Genomic DNA, 16,079 nt, shown 5'->3' with positions numbered 1-16,079 from the left:
GGGATAGATATAATAACTTAGACTGTCTATAATATTGTTATTTTGGATGGAACCTTCCCAAGGAGGTGGATATAATGAAACCGACTTTTAACCCAAACAATCGTAAGCGTAAAAAAGTTCACGGCTTCCGCGCTCGTATGAGCACAAAGAACGGTCGTAAAGTTCTTGCACGCCGTCGCAGAAAAGGAAGAAAAGTATTGTCAGCATAAGGCCACTCCCATAGTGGCCTTTTCTACCGTTTTATTGGAGGATAAAGCGGGGAAGACAGCAGCAGATAAGGAGTGTGTCCTTTGTATCGCAAGAACAGGTTGCGAAAAAATGAGGAATTCCAGATTGTTTTTAAACAGGGCACTTCTGTTGCGAACCGCCAATTCGTTATTTATTATCTGGAAAAAGAGGGACAGGACGCTTTTCGGGTAGGGGTTTCTGTCAGCAAAAAGATGGGAAAGGCGGTTACGCGCAATCGGCTGCGGCGAATCATCAAAGAGGCGATTCGCCTGCGCGCGGATGAGATTAAACCGAACGTTGACTTCATTGTGATTTGCCGTCTGCCTGCTGTGGAGCTGGGATTTCATCAATTTAAAGAAAGCCTCTACCATTGCATGAGGAAAGCCCGTTTATTCAAAGGAACGAAAAGAGGAAAAAATACATCTTGATAATAATATTTGATAATAATATTTGTGTCAGAAAGTTTTCATTTTTTTCTTTCGGCAAGTATAATAATTGAAAATACATAAGTTGCAAGGGGGAATTTTCTTGCTTCCCAAGCGATTAAAACTGGCACTGCTTTTTGCGCTAATCGCTGTATTTTCCGCAGGATGTACCGCCGCCAACCCGAATCATCCTTTGCCGATCGACCCGAACAGAGGAATTTGGGACAAGTTTTTTGTATATCCGCTTTCTTGGTTGTTACAAGAATCGGCGGCTTTGGCCAGTGGAAACTACGGAATTGCGATTTTAATCGTAACTATTATTGTTCGCGTAGCGATTTTGCCGCTCATGATAAAACAGATGAAAAGCAGCAAGAAGATGCAGGAATTGCAGCCTGAGATGATGAAGCTGCGCGATAGGTTCAAAAACGATCCGCAACGTTATCAGCAAGAAATGATGAAGCTGTACCAAACGCATCAAATCAACCCGCTTTCTGGATGTTTGCCGATTTTAATCCAGATGCCGATTTTGCTTGCTTTTTATCATGCGATTATTCGGACAGGAGAAATTCGCTCCCATAGTTTTCTATGGCTGCAGCTTGGCGCAAAAGACCCGTATTTCATCTTACCGATTATTGCAGCTATAACCACGTATTTGCAACAATGGATGATGATGCGAAACAATGCGGCTGCTGCTGAAAATCCGCAAATGAAAATGATGCTATATTTGATGCCGGTTATGATTCTTGTCATCTCTATGACCCTTCCGTCTGCCTTATCTTTGTACTGGGTATACGGAAACATCTTTACTATTGTTCAAACATATTTCCTTTATCGCGATACTGCTCCTAAAGGAGGAACGGCCAAGTGAAAAAGGTGACGGCAACGGGAAAAACAGTAGAAGACGCGATTCAATCAGCGTTGCGGGAGCTTCAGACCACGCGCGACATGGTTACATACCGTGTGCTGGAGGAGCCAAGTAAAGGCTTTTTTGGGTTAATTGGTGCTCGTGACGCAAAAGTGGAAGTAATTCTACAGGAAAAACTAGAAAAAAATGAAGTTTCTGGTGTTCTGGAAGAGTCGTCTGTAAATGAACCTGTGCCTGAACCTGAAAAAATAGCCATTTCTTCCCTAGAAGAAAATGTTGAAGAGGCGGAAGAAACACCGGAAATGCCCAGGGAGGCAGTGAGAGTAGATGCGATCCGCCGAGGGAAAGCGTTTTTGGAAGAAGTACTCGCTACAATGGGGCTTCATGTCCAAGTGGAACAGATCGAAGAAGATGGGAAAGTAATCTTTAACCTAAAAGGCCAAGGGCTTGGTCTCGTCATCGGTCGCCGCGGCCAAACGCTTGATTCACTTCAATATTTAGTAAATGTGGTGACAAACCGGCATATGGATAAGCGAGTGCGAATTGTGCTGGATGCGGGGGATTACCGTGAAAAACGGAAAGGGGCACTGGAGCAGCTAGCAGATCGGATGGCGCGCCAAGTAGCTAAAACCCGAAAACCAGTACGTCTGGAACCGATGAATCCAGCGGAACGGAAGATGATTCATAGCCGACTGCAAAATCACCCACAGGTAGAGACGTTTAGCGAAGGGACGGAGCCGTACCGACGTGTGGTTATCACTTTGAAAAAGTAATAATAAATATAGAAACCTCCCTGCTTTTTATTGTAGGGAGTTTTTTTGTGGATAAAGTAAAGATGATACTTTACTAATGAACTTTTGTTTTGTTCTCAAATATTGATGAAGTATGTTATCCTATAAATTTAGGGAAAGCTTTAAAAAACATGCCTTTTGCGTGGTGACATAAAATGGATTTTGATACAATAGCAGCCGTTGCAACGCCTCTGGGTGAGGGTGGTATCGCCATTATTCGCGTGAGCGGATCGGATGCGATTGCAGCTGTGGATAAAATATTTAAAGGACGTCAAAAATTATCCACTGTGGATAGTCATACCATCAATTACGGGCATCTAATAGATGAAAACGGTGAAACTTTAGAAGAAGTGATGGTTTCTGTTATGCGGGCACCGCGTACGTTTACGAGGGAAGATGTTGTCGAAGTGAATTGCCATGGAGGGATTGTGTCCGTAAAGCGCGTACTAGATCTTGTACTTGCGCAGGGGGTACGCATGGCCGAACCGGGCGAGTTTACGAAGCGGGCATTTCTTAATGGTCGAATCGATTTGTCGCAGGCGGAAGCGGTTATCGATTTGATTCGCGCTAAGACGGATCGTGCGATGAAAGTGGCGCTTAATCAGGTGCAAGGTAAGTTGTCAAAACTTATTGGTAAACTGCGTCAGCAGCTGCTCGAATTAATGGCACATATTGAAGTAACAATTGATTATCCTGAGCATGATGTGGACGAAGTGACACGAACTTTGTTGTCCGAGAAAAGCCGCTGGGTACAGGGAGAGATCGAAAAGCTTCTAAGCACAGCAAAGCAGGGAAAAATTCTGCGCGAAGGTTTGGCTACCGTTATTGTTGGTCGGCCAAACGTGGGAAAATCGTCGCTTTTAAACAGCTTGCTACAGGAGGTGAAAGCCATCGTTACAGATGTTCCTGGCACGACGCGTGATATTATCGAGGAATATGTCAATGTCCGGGGTGTTCCGTTACGCCTTGTTGACACTGCAGGGATTCGGGAGACCGAAGATATTGTCGAGCGTATTGGGGTCGAGAAATCGCGTGAGATGCTGGGAAAGGCTGATTTGGTTCTCTTGGTGCTGAACTTTGGGGAAGAGTTAGAGGATGAGGATCGTAATTTGCTTGCGGTCGTTAAACCGATGAACGCAATTGTTATTGTTAATAAGACTGATTTGCCGCAGAAAATCGACATGGAAGAAGTACGCAGACTGGCTGGAGATTTGCCGCTCGTTACCATCTCGGTGAAAGAAGAAGAGGGGATCGAACAACTTGAAGAAGTGATTGCTTCTTTATTCTTCTCCGGCTCGGTACAGAGCGATGATTTAACATATGTAAGCAATTCTCGACATATTCAGCTTTTACAGGAAGCGTATAGAACGATTGGAGAAGCGATTGAAGCAGTGGAAAACGGATTGCCTGTCGATATGGTGGCGTTTGATATTCGCCGCACATGGGAACTGCTTGGCGAGGTGGTCGGGGACGCAGTGAGCGATGATTTGATTGATCAGATTTTTTCTCAGTTCTGTCTTGGAAAGTAGTAAGAAAGCGCGGAGAATTGCGCGGAGGAGGAAATACGAAAATGGGATACCAGGCAGGTACATTTGATGTAATTGTTGTCGGCGCCGGACATGCGGGAGTGGAAGCGGCGCTTGCCGCGGCCCGCATGGGATGTTCGACGCTTCTGTTAACAATTAATCTGGATATGATAGCGTATATGCCATGTAACCCTTCGATTGGCGGGCCGGCCAAAGGTCACGTGGTTCGTGAAATCGACGCGCTCGGTGGCGAGATGGGCAAAAATATTGACAAAACGTATATTCAGATGCGGATGCTAAATACGGGGAAAGGCCCGGCTGTGCATGCGTTGCGCGCGCAGGCGGATAAATTTCTATACCAGCATACAATGAAGCAAACGGTGGAAAATACAGAAAATCTGACGTTGCGCCAAGGGATGGTTGAGCGTTTGATTGTTGAGGATGGCGTATGTAAAGGTGTGATTACGAAAACTGGTGCCGAATATGCAGCTAAGGCAGTTGTATTGACAACCGGTACGTATTTACGTGGAAAAATTATTATCGGTGAGTTGCAATATGAAAGTGGTCCAAACAATATGCAGCCGTCCATCGGATTGTCCGATCATTTGAGAGAGCTTGGTTTTGAATTGGTTCGTTTTAAAACTGGTACGCCGCCGCGCGTTCACAACAGTTCAATTGACTATAGTAAAACAGAAATTCAGCCGGGAGATGATGTTTCGCGGGCATTTTCTTATGAAACAACGGAATTTCGTGTAGAGGATCAGCTACCATGCTGGCTTACGTATACGAATGAGAGAACACACGAAATTATCAACAATAATTTGTATCGTGCGCCGATGTTTTCCGGAGCGATCGAGGGAACGGGTCCTCGTTATTGTCCTTCTATCGAGGATAAAATTGTTCGCTTCAGCGATAAGCCGCGTCATCAAATTTTCTTAGAACCGGAAGGACGCAATACAGAAGAAGTATATGTACAAGGATTATCCACAAGCATGCCTGAAGAAGTGCAATTAGAAATTCTGAAAACAATCTCTGGTCTGGAAAACGTAAAAATGATGCGTCCTGGATATGCCATTGAATATGATGCGATTGTACCGAGTCAGCTGTGGCCAACCCTTGAAACAAAGCGGCTTAAAAACTTGTACACAGCGGGACAATTAAATGGCACATCCGGCTACGAAGAAGCGGCGGGCCAGGGAATTATGGCTGGCATTAACGCCGCGTTGAAAGTACAAGGTAAAGAGCCGCTCATTCTTGATCGTTCGCAAGCATATATTGGTGTGATGATCGATGATCTTGTCACGAAAGGAACGAGTGAACCGTATCGTTTGCTTACATCCCGGGCGGAATACCGGTTACTTCTACGTCATGACAACGCGGACATGCGTCTTACGGAAATCGGATATAAAATTGGCTTGATTAGCGAAGAGCGTTATCAGCGTTTTTTGAAGAAAAAAGAAGCGATCGAAGCGGAGAAGGAACGCTTGAGGACAACGAAAATAGGGCCGCAACCGGAAGTGCAGCAAATGCTGCGCGAGGTTGGTTCTAAAGAGCTTGACAATGCGATTGATCTGTATTCCTTGTTGAAACGTCCGGAAGTAACTTATAAGCATATTGCACAGATTGCGCCGGCGGAAATGGAGATCCCGGCGGACGTAGCGGAGCAGGTTGAAATCCAGATTAAGTACGAAGGATATATCCGCAAGCAATTACAGGATGTGGACCGTCTCAAGAAAATGGAGAAAAAACGTTTACCAGAAAATCTGGATTACATGAATATCCAAGGTCTTGCAATGGAGGCGCGCCAGAAACTTAACAAAGTCAAACCTCTTTCTATTGGCCAGGCATCGCGCATTTCCGGGGTAACGCCAGCGGATATCTCCGTTTTACTTGTATATCTCGAATCTTATAATCGAAAAGTCGCAAATTAGGAGAGATCCATGGACGCAGTGACATTGAGACAATTAACTGCTGAAAAAGGAATTGAACTTTCAGAAGAGCAGCTTCAGCAGTTTGAGAAGTATTATGAGCTACTTGTAGAATGGAACGAAAAAATGAATTTGACAGGGATTACGGAAAAGCAGCAGGTATATGAAAAACATTTTTATGATTCAATTACACCGGCGTTTTATTATACGTTTACTGGTGCGGAAAGTTTAATTGACGTTGGTTCAGGTGCGGGCTTTCCGGGGATTCCGCTCAAAATTTGTTTCCCGTCATTAAAATTGACGATACTTGATTCGTTGAATAAGCGGCTTGTCTTTTTGCAAGAAGTGGCAAGGCAGCTTGGCCTGGTGGATATCTCATTTGTCCATAGCCGGGCAGAAGATGCCGGAAAAGACAAGAAATACCGTGATCGCTTTGATCTTGTGACTGCCCGGGCGGTAGCGAGGATGAGCGTACTTGCGGAATTGTGTTTACCGTTTGTTAAACCGGGCGGCGCGTTCCTTGTCATGAAAGGTGCGGATATTGAAGCGGAGTTGAACGAAGGCAAAAAAGCGATTAAAGTTCTTGGTGGAAAAACCGAAAGAGTCGAGACGTTTGAACTTCCGGAAGAAAAAGCGGAACGCAACATCATCATTATTCGTAAACAGCAGAAGACCCCATCTGTTTATCCTCGAAAAGCCGGTACTCCCGCCAAGAAACCAATTGTATAACAAGGACAAGAAGGTAGCCAAAAGGCTGCCTTTTCTCATTGACAAATGCGAAAAACTTATGGGGCCTGTCCGTCTTTCCTTTTTTGCGGCAAATTTGTATGGGAGCAACAAAGGCTGTTGCCTGCGCTTGCGTTTGACAGCAGCTAAGTTTTTTATCGTGTTCTATAAGATTGCGCGCTTTCATAATGTTTCACGTGAAACATTGTGCAGGAAATAGGTGGGATGATGGCGAATATTGAAATTGGAAAGAAGGAGAAGTGGGTGATGTCTTATGAAGGATCAGTTTTCTCGATTATTTGGTCTAACAGAACGTACCGATCAGGAAGAGATTCGACAGATACCCGTAGCTCAAATTGTCCCTAATCCTTATCAACCTCGAACTGTGTTTGATGATGATAAAATTGATGAACTATGCGAGACAATAAAAGTCCACGGCATTATTCAACCAATTGTTGTACGGGAAAGAAGAGGCGTGTTTGAAATTATTGCTGGTGAGCGACGGTGGCGCGCAGTTACAAGGTTAGGTATGGAAACAATCCCGGCTATTGTAAAGGATTTTAATGATGAGCAGGCGGCTTCTATTGCTTTGATTGAAAACTTGCAGCGAGAAGGGCTTACTCCAATCGAGGAGGCTATAGCTTACCAGAAGCTTATTGATATTCATGGCTTAACACAGGAAAGCTTGGCGAACCGGCTGGGGAAAGGCCAGTCGACGATTGCTAATAAATTACGTCTGCTTCATCTGCCAGAACAGGTTCAAGAAGCATTGCTCGCTCGAAAAATTTCTGAACGGCACGCTAGGGCTCTATTAGTCTTAAAAGATGAGCGGGCCCAGTTAAAGCTTTTGAAAGAAATTATAGAAAAAGGGTGGAACGTAAAGCAAACAGAGCAACGCATCAAGTCGATAATGGAGCAGAAGAACGAAAAACCTGTGCCGAAGCGGCGCTCTTTTTCAAAAGATACACGTCTGGCCATTAATACTGTAAGACAATCTGTAGATATGGTGTTGCAAAGCGGCTTATATATTGAAACACAAGAAGAAGACCACGAAGAATTTTATCAATTCATCATTAAAATTCCGAAGAATAAAAAATAAGATTTTATCATTTAGCCAAGAATCTCGTGGCTTTAGCCATGAGAGGTTCAAGAATGGCAAACTCATGCGTCATTCTAATGAATATTATTATCAAACCAAATGAAGGGAGGCAGCAGGATGAGGCGCATTCCTCCCGCTCTTAAACAAGCGGGCTTCCTGCGCCTTTTTCTGTGAAACGTATGGGTAAAATTATTGCGGTCACAAATCAAAAAGGCGGCGTAGGAAAAACAACTACCTCTGTTAATCTTAGTGCATGTATTGCCAAAGAAGGAAAGAAAGTACTGCTTGTTGATATTGATGCCCAGGGAAATGCTACGAGCGGTATTGGAATCGAAAAAGCGAATGTTCGTTATTGTGTGTACGATGTATTGATTAACGACATTAACACGCTTGACGCAATTTTACCAACCGACATTGAGGGATTGTTCGTGCTGCCGGCTACCATTCAACTGGCAGGCGCAGAGATTGAACTTGTGCCTGTATATTCGCGAGAAAAACGTCTAAAGAAAGCGCTTGATACAGTACGGGATAAGTATGATTATATTATTATTGATTGTCCGCCTTCGCTCGGCATTCTAACCGTTAATGCGCTGACCGCGGCTGATTCTGTCCTGATTCCGATTCAGTGTGAATATTACGCGCTGGAAGGGTTAAGTCAACTATTGAACACAATTCGGCTTGTACAAAAACAGTTAAATCGTAATTTATATATCGAAGGTGTACTGCTAACCATGCTGGACGCCCGTACTAATCTCGGCATTCAGGTTATTGATGAAGTGAAGAAGTATTTTCAAGAAAAAGTGTATGGTACGATTATCCCGCGCAATGTTCGCCTAAGTGAAGCACCCAGCCACGGCCAAGCGATTATCACCTACGATCGCCGTTCTAAGGGAGCGGAAGTGTATACTGATTTAGCCAGAGAGGTGATTGGCATTGACTAAACGACTGGGGCGGGGACTGGATGCGCTGATTTCTTCGCTTGATATTGATGAAGGAGATCATATTTTACAAGTAGAAATCAAAAAAATCCGGCCCAATCCATATCAACCCCGCAAATACTTTGAAGAAGAAGCGTTGAATGAGCTTGCTGATTCAATTAAAGAACACGGTATTATCCAACCGTTAATAGCAAGAAAAAGCATAAAAGGATATGAATTAGTAGCAGGCGAGCGGAGGCTTAGAGCCGCTAAATTGGCGAATGTCGAACATGTGCCCGTAGTTGTCCGTGAGTTTACCGATGAACAGGTCATGCAAATTGCTTTGATCGAGAATTTACAACGAGAAGATTTGAACGCGATTGAAATTGCACAGGCTTATCAGAAACTAATGACAGCTTTTTCATTAAAGCAGGAAGAATTGGCAAAGAAAGTAGGAAAAAGCAGGCCACATGTAGCAAACTTTTTGCGTCTTCTTCAATTACCGAAAGAAATTCAGGAGCGAGTTTCACGTGGAACGTTATCAATGGGACATGCCCGGACATTGCTCGGTGTAGAAAAAGACCAGATAAAAATTGAACTAGCAAAAGAAGTAGAAGAAAAGTCGCTCAGTGTTCGCCAGCTGGAAGAGATAGTAAAAAGAATGAGCGAAAAGAAAAAAGTTTCACGCGAAACAAAAGACACAGAAACTCAACGTTTTGTAAAGGACTGGGAAGAAAGGTTGCGCATGGCGTTCGGAACATTGGTACATGTTAAGCCTTCAAAAAGTAAAAATCGAGGCAAAATTGAAATTTCATATTTTTCTCAGGAAGATTTGGAACGGATTCTTGAACTTGTTGAAAATAGCAAAGCATAAGCAAGGCAACCTGCAGAAAATAGGTTGCCTTCGCTGTTAGAAACGGACAATATAAAGAATAAAGGAAGGGAGAGAAGAGCGTGATGATATATTTGGACAACGCAGCCTCCACTTGGCCGAAGCCAAAAGAAGTTAGCCAAGCAGTAGCCGAATGTATCGAAGAGTATGCTGCAAACCCGGGGCGCGGCGGCCATAAACTTTCAATGAAGGCAAGTAAAACGGTATATCAGGCAAGAGTAAAGCTAGCCAAGCTTTTTAATATTAAAAATCCAAATGATATCTTTTTTACATTAAATGCGACGCAAGCATTAAACCAAGCTATTAAAGGATTTATACGGCAGGGAGATCATGTGGTTACGACTTCGCTGGAGCATAATTCCGTCCGCCGTCCGCTGGAGTTTTTGCGGAAAGAAGTCGGCGTGGAGATTACATATATTAAACCGGAGAATTATATGTTTTCGCTTGAGACCATTCGTGCAGCTATTCGCGAGAATACGAAATTGATTGTTGTTAGCCATGCTTCGAATTTATTGGGGACAATTGCTCCTGTGAAAGAAATAGGTCGGATTGCCCGGGAAGCGGGAGTAAGATATCTGGTAGACGCGTCGCAGACGGCGGGCATTCTACCGATTGATGTAGAAGACATGTACATCGATATGCTTGCTTTTCCAGGGCATAAAGGGTTGTACGGCCCGCAAGGAACTGGAGGTTTATATGTTCATTCTTCTATTGCTCTTACGCCATTGCTGCATGGTGGAACAGGCAGTCATTCAGAGGATATTGACCAACCAATGACGCGGCCGGATCGTTATGAAAGCGGGACACTAAATACGCCGGGGATCGCCGGGTTGGCGGCGGGGGTGGAATTTGTGCTACAGACAGGAATAGAGTCTATTCGCAGAAAAGAATGGTGGCTTACGCGTCTTCTGCTTGAAAAGTTGGAAGACATGGAAGGGGTAACGGTGTTTGGACCTGATAAGGATACAGAACGGGTCGGGGTTGTACCGTTTATGCTAGAAGGGGTCGATGCTTCTGAACTCGCCTATATTTTAGATCAGGAGTATAATATTGCTGTCCGCGCCGGTTTTCATTGTACACCTTTGGCACACGAAACGGTAGGGACGTTGACAACAGGAGCTGTTCGCGCTAGTTTTGGTTATTTTAATAAACAAGAAGATGTAGAAGCGCTGGTTGTGGCTTTACGGGAGATTAGAGAGGCTTTTGCGTTCTAAAGGTTTTTCTCAATTAAATAATGGTCGAATGGTCGGCAAGAGAGCCGCAAGAGTAAAAAGAGCATATGATTCATAGTAGCAATGAATCATATGCTCTTTGCTTATTCGGAAGCGCTTTGATACAAGGAAGAGCGATTTCCTATGTTGGGCATATAGCGATATGGCGATTCTTTTATGTGGACGATTGCGCTATAAAGCGAAGTTGCGATAATTTCGCTCATTTTCATCACGACGCTTAGACGAGTGTTCTGTAGGACAAAATATTCCATAAATCCGCCTATATTCACAATGCCAGTAATGTGAAATGTTCCTACCTCGGGCAGTTGTTTTTTTACTCCTGCCCCTGGTTTAATGGGGCCGTGGGCGACTGTGATTTTACCAACGCTGTTGAGTTGTCCGAGACAGGCATCAATTGCGATAATAAGCGGATTGGTATGTTTTTTCTTTACATAGTCGATGGTTTCTTGAAGATTCACGGCATGGACGGGAGAATCAAGTGTTCCGTAAATCGAAACATTGCTTGGGTACATACGTTCAAGATGGGAACCGACAATTGGACCAAGCGCATCGCCGGTGGAACGGTCGGTTCCAATGCAGAATACGACGATATCCGAATATCCACGGTATACGCGAAGGCGTTGCTGCAGATGTTGGGTTAACAATTCAACGGCTTGTTCCTCTGAATGGTCAATGCGAAAGGGATTGGGCGGGTACATGTGTACCGTATTGCTGTCGTTTATCATTTGTACCTCCCGTATGAAAATAATATTATCAGTATACGCCGGAGTTGTTAAAAATATACTACTGTAATAACGTATTCAGAGATTGGGGAATAAGGGACAATGATGGGCGACACCAAAGAACATTTTATTAATGTTTACACGACTTGCTTTACAATATGACATGTGAAGGGATACATTTGGAATATGACTTAGTTTTGGAATTTTGCTATATTTTTGTACAGAGCATTATATTAAGAAAGTTTTTATGCTTATACTCGTTCGTTCTTTTTTCACGTATTAAAGAAGAATCATCATATTATGTGTAGACTGGCAAAGCATCGTTCACATCTTTTGTTTTTTTCATCTAAAATCGTAAATCCTCTACCCTTAAGCGAAGTATAGGAGGGGAGCGTTGACTGCTTATACGATTAATAAGGAAGAAAAAACGCAAAGGATGTTATGTTACAATAAGGAGAATGATATGAACAGCCGCATTTTAATTGCATTTGATTCGACCCAGCAAGCGCTGCGAGCAGAAGTGTTGCTTGAATATGCGGACATCGAGATTGACACAAGGCCGACACCGAAAGAAATTACGGCCGGATGCGCCCTATCGATCGATATTCCCGCCGCTGATTTTTTAGAAGTCGATCGCATTATTAAAGATGAAAATGTCGAAATAAAAGGGTATTATCATATGGTGAAGGGTATTTATGTACCTTATATTCATCGGGAAGAAATGGAACATGAATAGTTAGAACTAGATGGAGAATAGGAGGAATTGAATGCATGGATTTACATAAGTATTATGATGATTTTATAACTTATATAACCGATGTGGAAAAGTGGGTCGCTTTTGGTAAAATAACCCTTAAGATTGTTCTTATTCTCATCGTAGCGAAAATTCTTGTCGTTGTGGGAAACGCTGCGGTAAACCGTTTATTCAAAGAACGCGAAGCATCTGCAAATAAGTTTGATCGCCTTCGCATGGACCCACGCCGTAGCCAGACGATGCGAACCTTGATAAATAATGTTATTAAATATACGATTTATTTTATTGCGTTTTTAAACGTTTTTACGTTTCTTGGATATGATCCAAAACCGCTTTTGGCAAGTGCTGGTGTACTGGGATTGGCGATTGGCTTTGGCGCTCAGAATCTAGTGCGTGACGTGATTACTGGCTTTTTTATTATTTTTGAAGACCAATTTGCGGTTGGAGATGTAGTCACAATTAACAACATAACCGGAACGGTTCAAGAAATTGGTCTGCGCGTTACCCGAATCAAAATTTGGACAGGGGAAATTCATATTATTCCAAATGGGAGTATTACGGAAGTAACAAACTTGTCCATCGCAAATTCTATGGCTGTGGTTGATGTGAGCGTTTCGTATAAAGAAGATATTAATGAAGTCGTAAGAATACTTGAGGAAGCGGCGCCCAGATGGGAACAAGAATATGAAGAAATCGTTAAAACCCCGACCGTTCTTGGTGTGGAGCGTTTTGGCGCTTCTGATGTAGTTATCCGTCTCATTGCGGAATGCCAGCCGATGCAACATTATCCGGTTATGCGTAGATTACGGGCAGATATCAAAAAAATGTTTGATGAACGGGGCATTGAAATCCCTTACCCACATATGGTTATGATTCCTCAGCGTGGTGATAATAATCAGATGGCTGCTGAAGAAGTGTCCAAGCAGAAAGCTTCATCCTAATAACAAAAAGAGGGGAGACGTAAAGATGGAGCGGAAAGAATTTGGACTAGGAGACATCGTAGAAATGAAAAAGCCACATCCGTGTGGCACAAATCGTTGGAAAATTATTCGCATGGGAATGGATATTCGTTTAAAATGTCAGGGGTGTGATCACAGTGTTCTCATTCCGCGTCAAAAATTCGAGAAACGGTTAAAGAAAGTACTTGTCCGTGCCGGAGAAGAAAAATAAATTAAGAAAAGCTCGCGGGGCACACCTGCGAGCTTTTCTTATTTATTTTTCGCTCTTTTCATTTAAAAAAGCCATAAGTAGAATGCGAGAGTTGGTTTCTTGGCTTAATTGTTTTTCTAGCTGTTGAATTTTTGCTACTTCTCTTTCTGACAGATTGGCCGGGGGATATGTGTTAAGATACTCGTTAGCCATGATTTCACCTCCTCAACGTAGTATGCCCTGATTAAAGGGGGAGAGACGGGCTAATTGTTTTTTCCTGCGATATACTCGTGCTATAATGGTAAAAGTATTTTTGGAAATTAAGATTGAGGAGTGTTTACATATATGGGAAACTCTTGCGGTATTGTCGGCCTTCCTAACGTAGGAAAGTCCACTTTATTCAATGCGATTACACAGGCAGGCGCCGAATCGGCGAATTATCCGTTTTGTACGATTGAACCAAACGTAGGAATCGTGGAGGTGCCAGACCCGCGTCTGAAAAAGCTGACAGAAATTGTAGTGCCAAATCGTACGGTTCCAACGACGTTCCAGTTTGTTGACATCGCTGGTCTTGTGCGTGGCGCAAGCAAGGGAGAAGGGCTTGGTAACCAGTTTCTGTCCCATATTCGTGAAGTAGACGCGATTGCGCACGTAGTTCGCTGCTTCGAAGACGAGAATATTACTCATGTTGAGGGACGGGTAGACCCGGTTAGCGATATCACGACGATTAATCTTGAGTTGATACTGGCGGATCTTGAATCGGTTGAGCGTCGTATCGATCGTTTAGGAAGGAAAGTAAAAGCTGGAGATAAAGATGCAAAAATGGAATATGAAGTGCTTTTAAAAATTAAAGAAGCGCTGGAGAATGAGAAACCGGCTCGCAGTGTGGAGCTTACGGATGACGAGAAAAAACTTGTACGCCATTTCCATTTGTTAACGATGAAGCCAGTATTATACGTGGCCAACGTAAGCGAAGACGGTATCCAAGAAGCGGAAAACGGACAAAATGAGCATGTAGAGAAGGTGAAAGAATTCGCTGTAGCAGAAGGTTCACGCGTTGTTGTCATTTCCGCGAAAGTAGAGTCTGAAATTGCGGAGATGGATGAACAAGATAAGCAGATGTTTTTGGAAGAGCTTGGCCTGAAGGAATCTGGACTGGATCGTTTAATTCGCGAAGCATACGCGCTGCTTGGCTTGATTACGTATTTTACGGCCGGTGTGCAGGAAGTTCGCGCTTGGACGATTCGCCGTGGCACGAAGGCACCTCAGGCGGCTGGCGTTATTCATAACGACTTTGAACGCGGCTTTATTCGCGCGGAAGTAGTAGCTTACGATGATTTAATTGAAGCCGGTTCGATGACAAAGGCGAAAGAAAATGGAAAATTCCGTCTGGAAGGAAAAGACTATATCGTGAATGATGGAGATATTATGCATTTTCGTTTTAATGTATAAAAAATACAAAAAAATAAAGATAAAACAGTAGAAAATTATGTAAAATATTGGTAAAATATAAATACAAAAAGGTATCCATTTTTTTTGACTGGAACGTGCTCTAGCAAATTGGAAGAAAAAATACTTGCAGCATTTTGAATAATTTATTATAATTTTTAAATGCGAGTTTAGAAATAGTCACGTCTAGAACGTGCTCGCTCCTTGTCCCATATATATGGGGCCGTTTAGTCCAAAAGGAGGTGAAGAATATGCGTAAATACGAAGTGATGTACATTCTGCGCCCGGATCTTCAAGAGGAAGCCATTAAGGCTAACATTGAGCGCTTCTCCGGAATTATTACGGAGAAAGGCGGTCAGATGGAGAAGATTACTGAAATGGGTAAGAAACGTCTGGCATACGAAATCAAGGATTACCGCGAGGGTTTCTATGTGCTCATGAATTTCCAAGCCGAGCCGCAAGCGGTTGCTGAGATGGAACGTCTGATGAAAATCAATGATGATATCATTCGTTACCTGGTTGTTCGTGAAGACGAAAAATAAGTCTTATGATTTGGAGGGATTATCGTGTTGAATCGTGTGGTATTGTTAGGGCGTTTAACCAAAGATCCCGAACTCCGCTATACGCCGAACGGAACTGCTGTAGTTACCTTTACGCTTGCGGTTGATCGTCGAATGACAAATCAACAGGGCGAAAGAGAAACCGACTTTCTTCCTATTGTTGTATGGAGCAAGTTGGCTGAATTATGCGCCCAATACCTGAAAAAAGGGCAGCAAGCCGCTGTGGAAGGACGCATTCAGGTGCGTAACTACGAAAATAAGGAAGGACGTCGCGTATATGTTACGGAAATCATTGCAGATAATGTGCAATTCTTAGGCGGTAGACAAGGCCAAAGCAGCGACGAATCATACTCCAGCGGATTTGAGAGGTCGGCGGGTTTTGATGGCGGACATTCTCGCGATTCGTTTGACGATAATCCCTTTGCTAACGATCAGAGACCGATCGATATTTCGGACGACGATTTACCATTTTAATAACGCTACGGTATGATTTAAACAAAAGGAGGGAATTTTCATGGCACAACGTCGTGGACGCGGTAAGCGCCGTAAAGTTTGTTACTTTACTGCGAACAAAATTACTCATATCGACTACAAAGATGTTGATTTGCTGAAGAAGTTCATCAGCGAACGCGGTAAAATTTTACCTCGCCGCGTAACTGGAACTTCCGCGAAATACCAACGTATGCTGACGGTTGCGATTAAGCGCGCTCGTCAAGTTGCTTTGTTGCCATACGTAACAGAGTAATATACATGGATAGAAAGAGGCAGAGAGGAATACTCCTGCCTCTTTTTTCACCTCCTTATTTGCCACTTGAC

Annotated in this window: 20 protein-coding genes; 18 read left to right on the top strand and 2 right to left on the bottom strand. The window is 43.4% G+C overall.

The annotated features are described in order from the left end of the window. Nucleotides 1–74 precede the first annotated feature (74 nt). From rpmH to K3F53_RS18675, 11 genes are all read left to right on the top strand, one after another. Entirely contained in the window at nt 75–209 is a 135-nt protein-coding gene (gene rpmH, locus K3F53_RS18725) for a 50S ribosomal protein L34 (protein ID WP_057897223.1), read from the top strand. 81 nt (nt 210–290) lie between these two features. Further along, nucleotides 291–656: a ribonuclease P protein component gene (gene rnpA, locus K3F53_RS18720; protein ID WP_057897224.1), complete on the top strand. Its 366-nt coding sequence runs from the start codon at nt 291–293 to the stop codon at nt 654–656. Between the two features lie 100 nt (nt 657–756). Beyond that, nucleotides 757–1,521: a membrane protein insertase YidC gene (gene yidC, locus K3F53_RS18715; protein ID WP_057897225.1), complete on the top strand. Its 765-nt coding sequence runs from the start codon at nt 757–759 to the stop codon at nt 1,519–1,521. Next, nucleotides 1,518–2,291 (top strand): RNA-binding cell elongation regulator Jag/EloR, encoded by a 774-nt coding sequence (gene jag, locus K3F53_RS18710; protein ID WP_057897226.1) that lies wholly within the window; start codon nt 1,518–1,520, stop codon nt 2,289–2,291. The genes yidC and jag overlap by 4 nt, the downstream gene beginning before the upstream one ends. 173 nt (nt 2,292–2,464) lie before the next feature. Next, nucleotides 2,465–3,838, top strand: coding sequence for a tRNA uridine-5-carboxymethylaminomethyl(34) synthesis GTPase MnmE (gene mnmE / locus K3F53_RS18705; protein ID WP_057897227.1), 1,374 nt, complete (start codon nt 2,465–2,467; stop codon nt 3,836–3,838). A gap of 41 nt (nt 3,839–3,879) precedes the next feature. Then, on the top strand, nt 3,880–5,766 hold the full coding sequence (gene mnmG / locus K3F53_RS18700) for a tRNA uridine-5-carboxymethylaminomethyl(34) synthesis enzyme MnmG (RefSeq protein WP_057897228.1): 1,887 nt from the start codon (nt 3,880–3,882) through the stop codon (nt 5,764–5,766). A gap of 9 nt (nt 5,767–5,775) precedes the next feature. Further along, nucleotides 5,776–6,492, top strand: a complete 717-nt coding sequence (rsmG, locus tag K3F53_RS18695) for a 16S rRNA (guanine(527)-N(7))-methyltransferase RsmG (protein WP_057897229.1) — start codon at nt 5,776–5,778, stop codon at nt 6,490–6,492. A 271-nt stretch (nt 6,493–6,763) separates the two neighbouring features. After that, nucleotides 6,764–7,588, top strand: a complete 825-nt coding sequence (gene noc / locus K3F53_RS18690; RefSeq protein ID WP_057897231.1) for a nucleoid occlusion protein — start codon at nt 6,764–6,766, stop codon at nt 7,586–7,588. A 179-nt stretch (nt 7,589–7,767) separates the two neighbouring features. Beyond that, complete coding sequence (locus K3F53_RS18685; protein ID WP_057897232.1) at nt 7,768–8,529, top strand: ParA family protein; 762 nt, start codon at nt 7,768–7,770, stop codon at nt 8,527–8,529. Then, nucleotides 8,522–9,379: a ParB/RepB/Spo0J family partition protein gene (locus K3F53_RS18680; RefSeq protein WP_057897233.1), complete on the top strand. Its 858-nt coding sequence runs from the start codon at nt 8,522–8,524 to the stop codon at nt 9,377–9,379. Before K3F53_RS18685 ends, K3F53_RS18680 begins: the two co-directional genes overlap by 8 nt. Before the next feature lie 83 nt (nt 9,380–9,462). Beyond that, the gene (locus tag K3F53_RS18675; RefSeq protein ID WP_057897234.1) at nt 9,463–10,611 is read left to right on the top strand and encodes an aminotransferase class V-fold PLP-dependent enzyme; all 1,149 of its coding nucleotides are present in this window, start codon (nt 9,463–9,465) and stop codon (nt 10,609–10,611) included. Between the two features lie 101 nt (nt 10,612–10,712). Here K3F53_RS18675 and yyaC read toward each other — a convergent pair whose 3' ends face one another. Further along, the gene (gene yyaC, locus K3F53_RS18670; RefSeq protein ID WP_057897235.1) at nt 10,713–11,354 is read right to left on the bottom strand and encodes a spore protease YyaC; all 642 of its coding nucleotides are present in this window, start codon (nt 11,352–11,354) and stop codon (nt 10,713–10,715) included. Nucleotides 11,355–11,814: 460 nt separating this feature from the next. Here yyaC and K3F53_RS18665 point away from each other — a divergent pair, with 460 nt between their 5' ends. From K3F53_RS18665 to K3F53_RS18655, 3 genes are read left to right on the top strand one after another with little or no spacing between them, the layout of a single operon-like run. Continuing rightward, nucleotides 11,815–12,087, top strand: a complete 273-nt coding sequence (locus K3F53_RS18665; protein ID WP_057900187.1) for a putative Se/S carrier protein — start codon at nt 11,815–11,817, stop codon at nt 12,085–12,087. 35 nt (nt 12,088–12,122) lie between these two features. Further along, nucleotides 12,123–13,046: a mechanosensitive ion channel family protein gene (locus K3F53_RS18660; RefSeq protein ID WP_057897236.1), complete on the top strand. Its 924-nt coding sequence runs from the start codon at nt 12,123–12,125 to the stop codon at nt 13,044–13,046. A 25-nt stretch (nt 13,047–13,071) separates the two neighbouring features. Further along, complete coding sequence (locus tag K3F53_RS18655; protein ID WP_057897237.1) at nt 13,072–13,275, top strand: DUF951 domain-containing protein; 204 nt, start codon at nt 13,072–13,074, stop codon at nt 13,273–13,275. A 42-nt stretch (nt 13,276–13,317) separates the two neighbouring features. On the opposite strand, the gene K3F53_RS18650 is transcribed toward K3F53_RS18655, so the two are convergent. Then, entirely contained in the window at nt 13,318–13,467 is a 150-nt protein-coding gene (locus tag K3F53_RS18650; protein ID WP_220559238.1) for a hypothetical protein, read from the bottom strand. 132 nt (nt 13,468–13,599) lie between these two features. Here K3F53_RS18650 and ychF point away from each other — a divergent pair, with 132 nt between their 5' ends. From ychF to rpsR, 4 genes are all read left to right on the top strand, one after another. Beyond that, complete coding sequence (gene ychF / locus K3F53_RS18645) at nt 13,600–14,706, top strand: redox-regulated ATPase YchF (protein WP_057897238.1); 1,107 nt, start codon at nt 13,600–13,602, stop codon at nt 14,704–14,706. 248 nt (nt 14,707–14,954) lie between these two features. Beyond that, nucleotides 14,955–15,245: a 30S ribosomal protein S6 gene (rpsF, locus tag K3F53_RS18640; protein WP_057897239.1), complete on the top strand. Its 291-nt coding sequence runs from the start codon at nt 14,955–14,957 to the stop codon at nt 15,243–15,245. 24 nt (nt 15,246–15,269) lie between these two features. Next, complete coding sequence (ssb, locus tag K3F53_RS18635) at nt 15,270–15,737, top strand: single-stranded DNA-binding protein (protein ID WP_217639395.1); 468 nt, start codon at nt 15,270–15,272, stop codon at nt 15,735–15,737. 40 nt (nt 15,738–15,777) lie between these two features. After that, on the top strand, nt 15,778–16,008 hold the full coding sequence (gene rpsR, locus K3F53_RS18630) for a 30S ribosomal protein S18 (RefSeq protein WP_057897240.1): 231 nt from the start codon (nt 15,778–15,780) through the stop codon (nt 16,006–16,008). Nucleotides 16,009–16,079 lie beyond the last annotated feature (71 nt).

The organism is Aneurinibacillus thermoaerophilus, from assembly GCF_019603355.1.
GTDB classification, from domain to species: domain Bacteria; phylum Bacillota; class Bacilli; order Aneurinibacillales; family Aneurinibacillaceae; genus Aneurinibacillus; species Aneurinibacillus thermoaerophilus.
This window is presented reverse-complemented; position numbering and strand designations above follow the sequence as displayed.

Bases quoted from the DNA above. Each gene is read 5' to 3' on its own strand.
- rpmH (WP_057897223.1), top strand. From the start codon at position 75: ATGAAACCGACTTTTAACCCAAACAATCGTAAGCGTAAAAAAGTTCAC.
- mnmE (WP_057897227.1), top strand. From the start codon at position 2,465: ATGGATTTTGATACAATAGCAGCCGTTGCAACGCCTCTGGGTGAGGGT.
- mnmG (WP_057897228.1), top strand. From the start codon at position 3,880: ATGGGATACCAGGCAGGTACATTTGATGTAATTGTTGTCGGCGCCGGA.
- rsmG (WP_057897229.1), top strand. From the start codon at position 5,776: ATGGACGCAGTGACATTGAGACAATTAACTGCTGAAAAAGGAATTGAA.
- noc (WP_057897231.1), top strand. From the start codon at position 6,764: ATGAAGGATCAGTTTTCTCGATTATTTGGTCTAACAGAACGTACCGAT.
- K3F53_RS18685 (WP_057897232.1), top strand. From the start codon at position 7,768: ATGGGTAAAATTATTGCGGTCACAAATCAAAAAGGCGGCGTAGGAAAA.
- K3F53_RS18675 (WP_057897234.1), top strand. From the start codon at position 9,463: ATGATATATTTGGACAACGCAGCCTCCACTTGGCCGAAGCCAAAAGAA.
- yyaC (WP_057897235.1), bottom strand. From the start codon at position 11,354: ATGATAAACGACAGCAATACGGTACACATGTACCCGCCCAATCCCTTT.
- K3F53_RS18665 (WP_057900187.1), top strand. From the start codon at position 11,815: ATGAACAGCCGCATTTTAATTGCATTTGATTCGACCCAGCAAGCGCTG.
- K3F53_RS18660 (WP_057897236.1), top strand. From the start codon at position 12,123: ATGGATTTACATAAGTATTATGATGATTTTATAACTTATATAACCGAT.
- K3F53_RS18655 (WP_057897237.1), top strand. From the start codon at position 13,072: ATGGAGCGGAAAGAATTTGGACTAGGAGACATCGTAGAAATGAAAAAG.
- K3F53_RS18650 (WP_220559238.1), bottom strand. From the start codon at position 13,467: ATGGCTAACGAGTATCTTAACACATATCCCCCGGCCAATCTGTCAGAA.
- ychF (WP_057897238.1), top strand. From the start codon at position 13,600: ATGGGAAACTCTTGCGGTATTGTCGGCCTTCCTAACGTAGGAAAGTCC.
- rpsF (WP_057897239.1), top strand. From the start codon at position 14,955: ATGCGTAAATACGAAGTGATGTACATTCTGCGCCCGGATCTTCAAGAG.
- rpsR (WP_057897240.1), top strand. From the start codon at position 15,778: ATGGCACAACGTCGTGGACGCGGTAAGCGCCGTAAAGTTTGTTACTTT.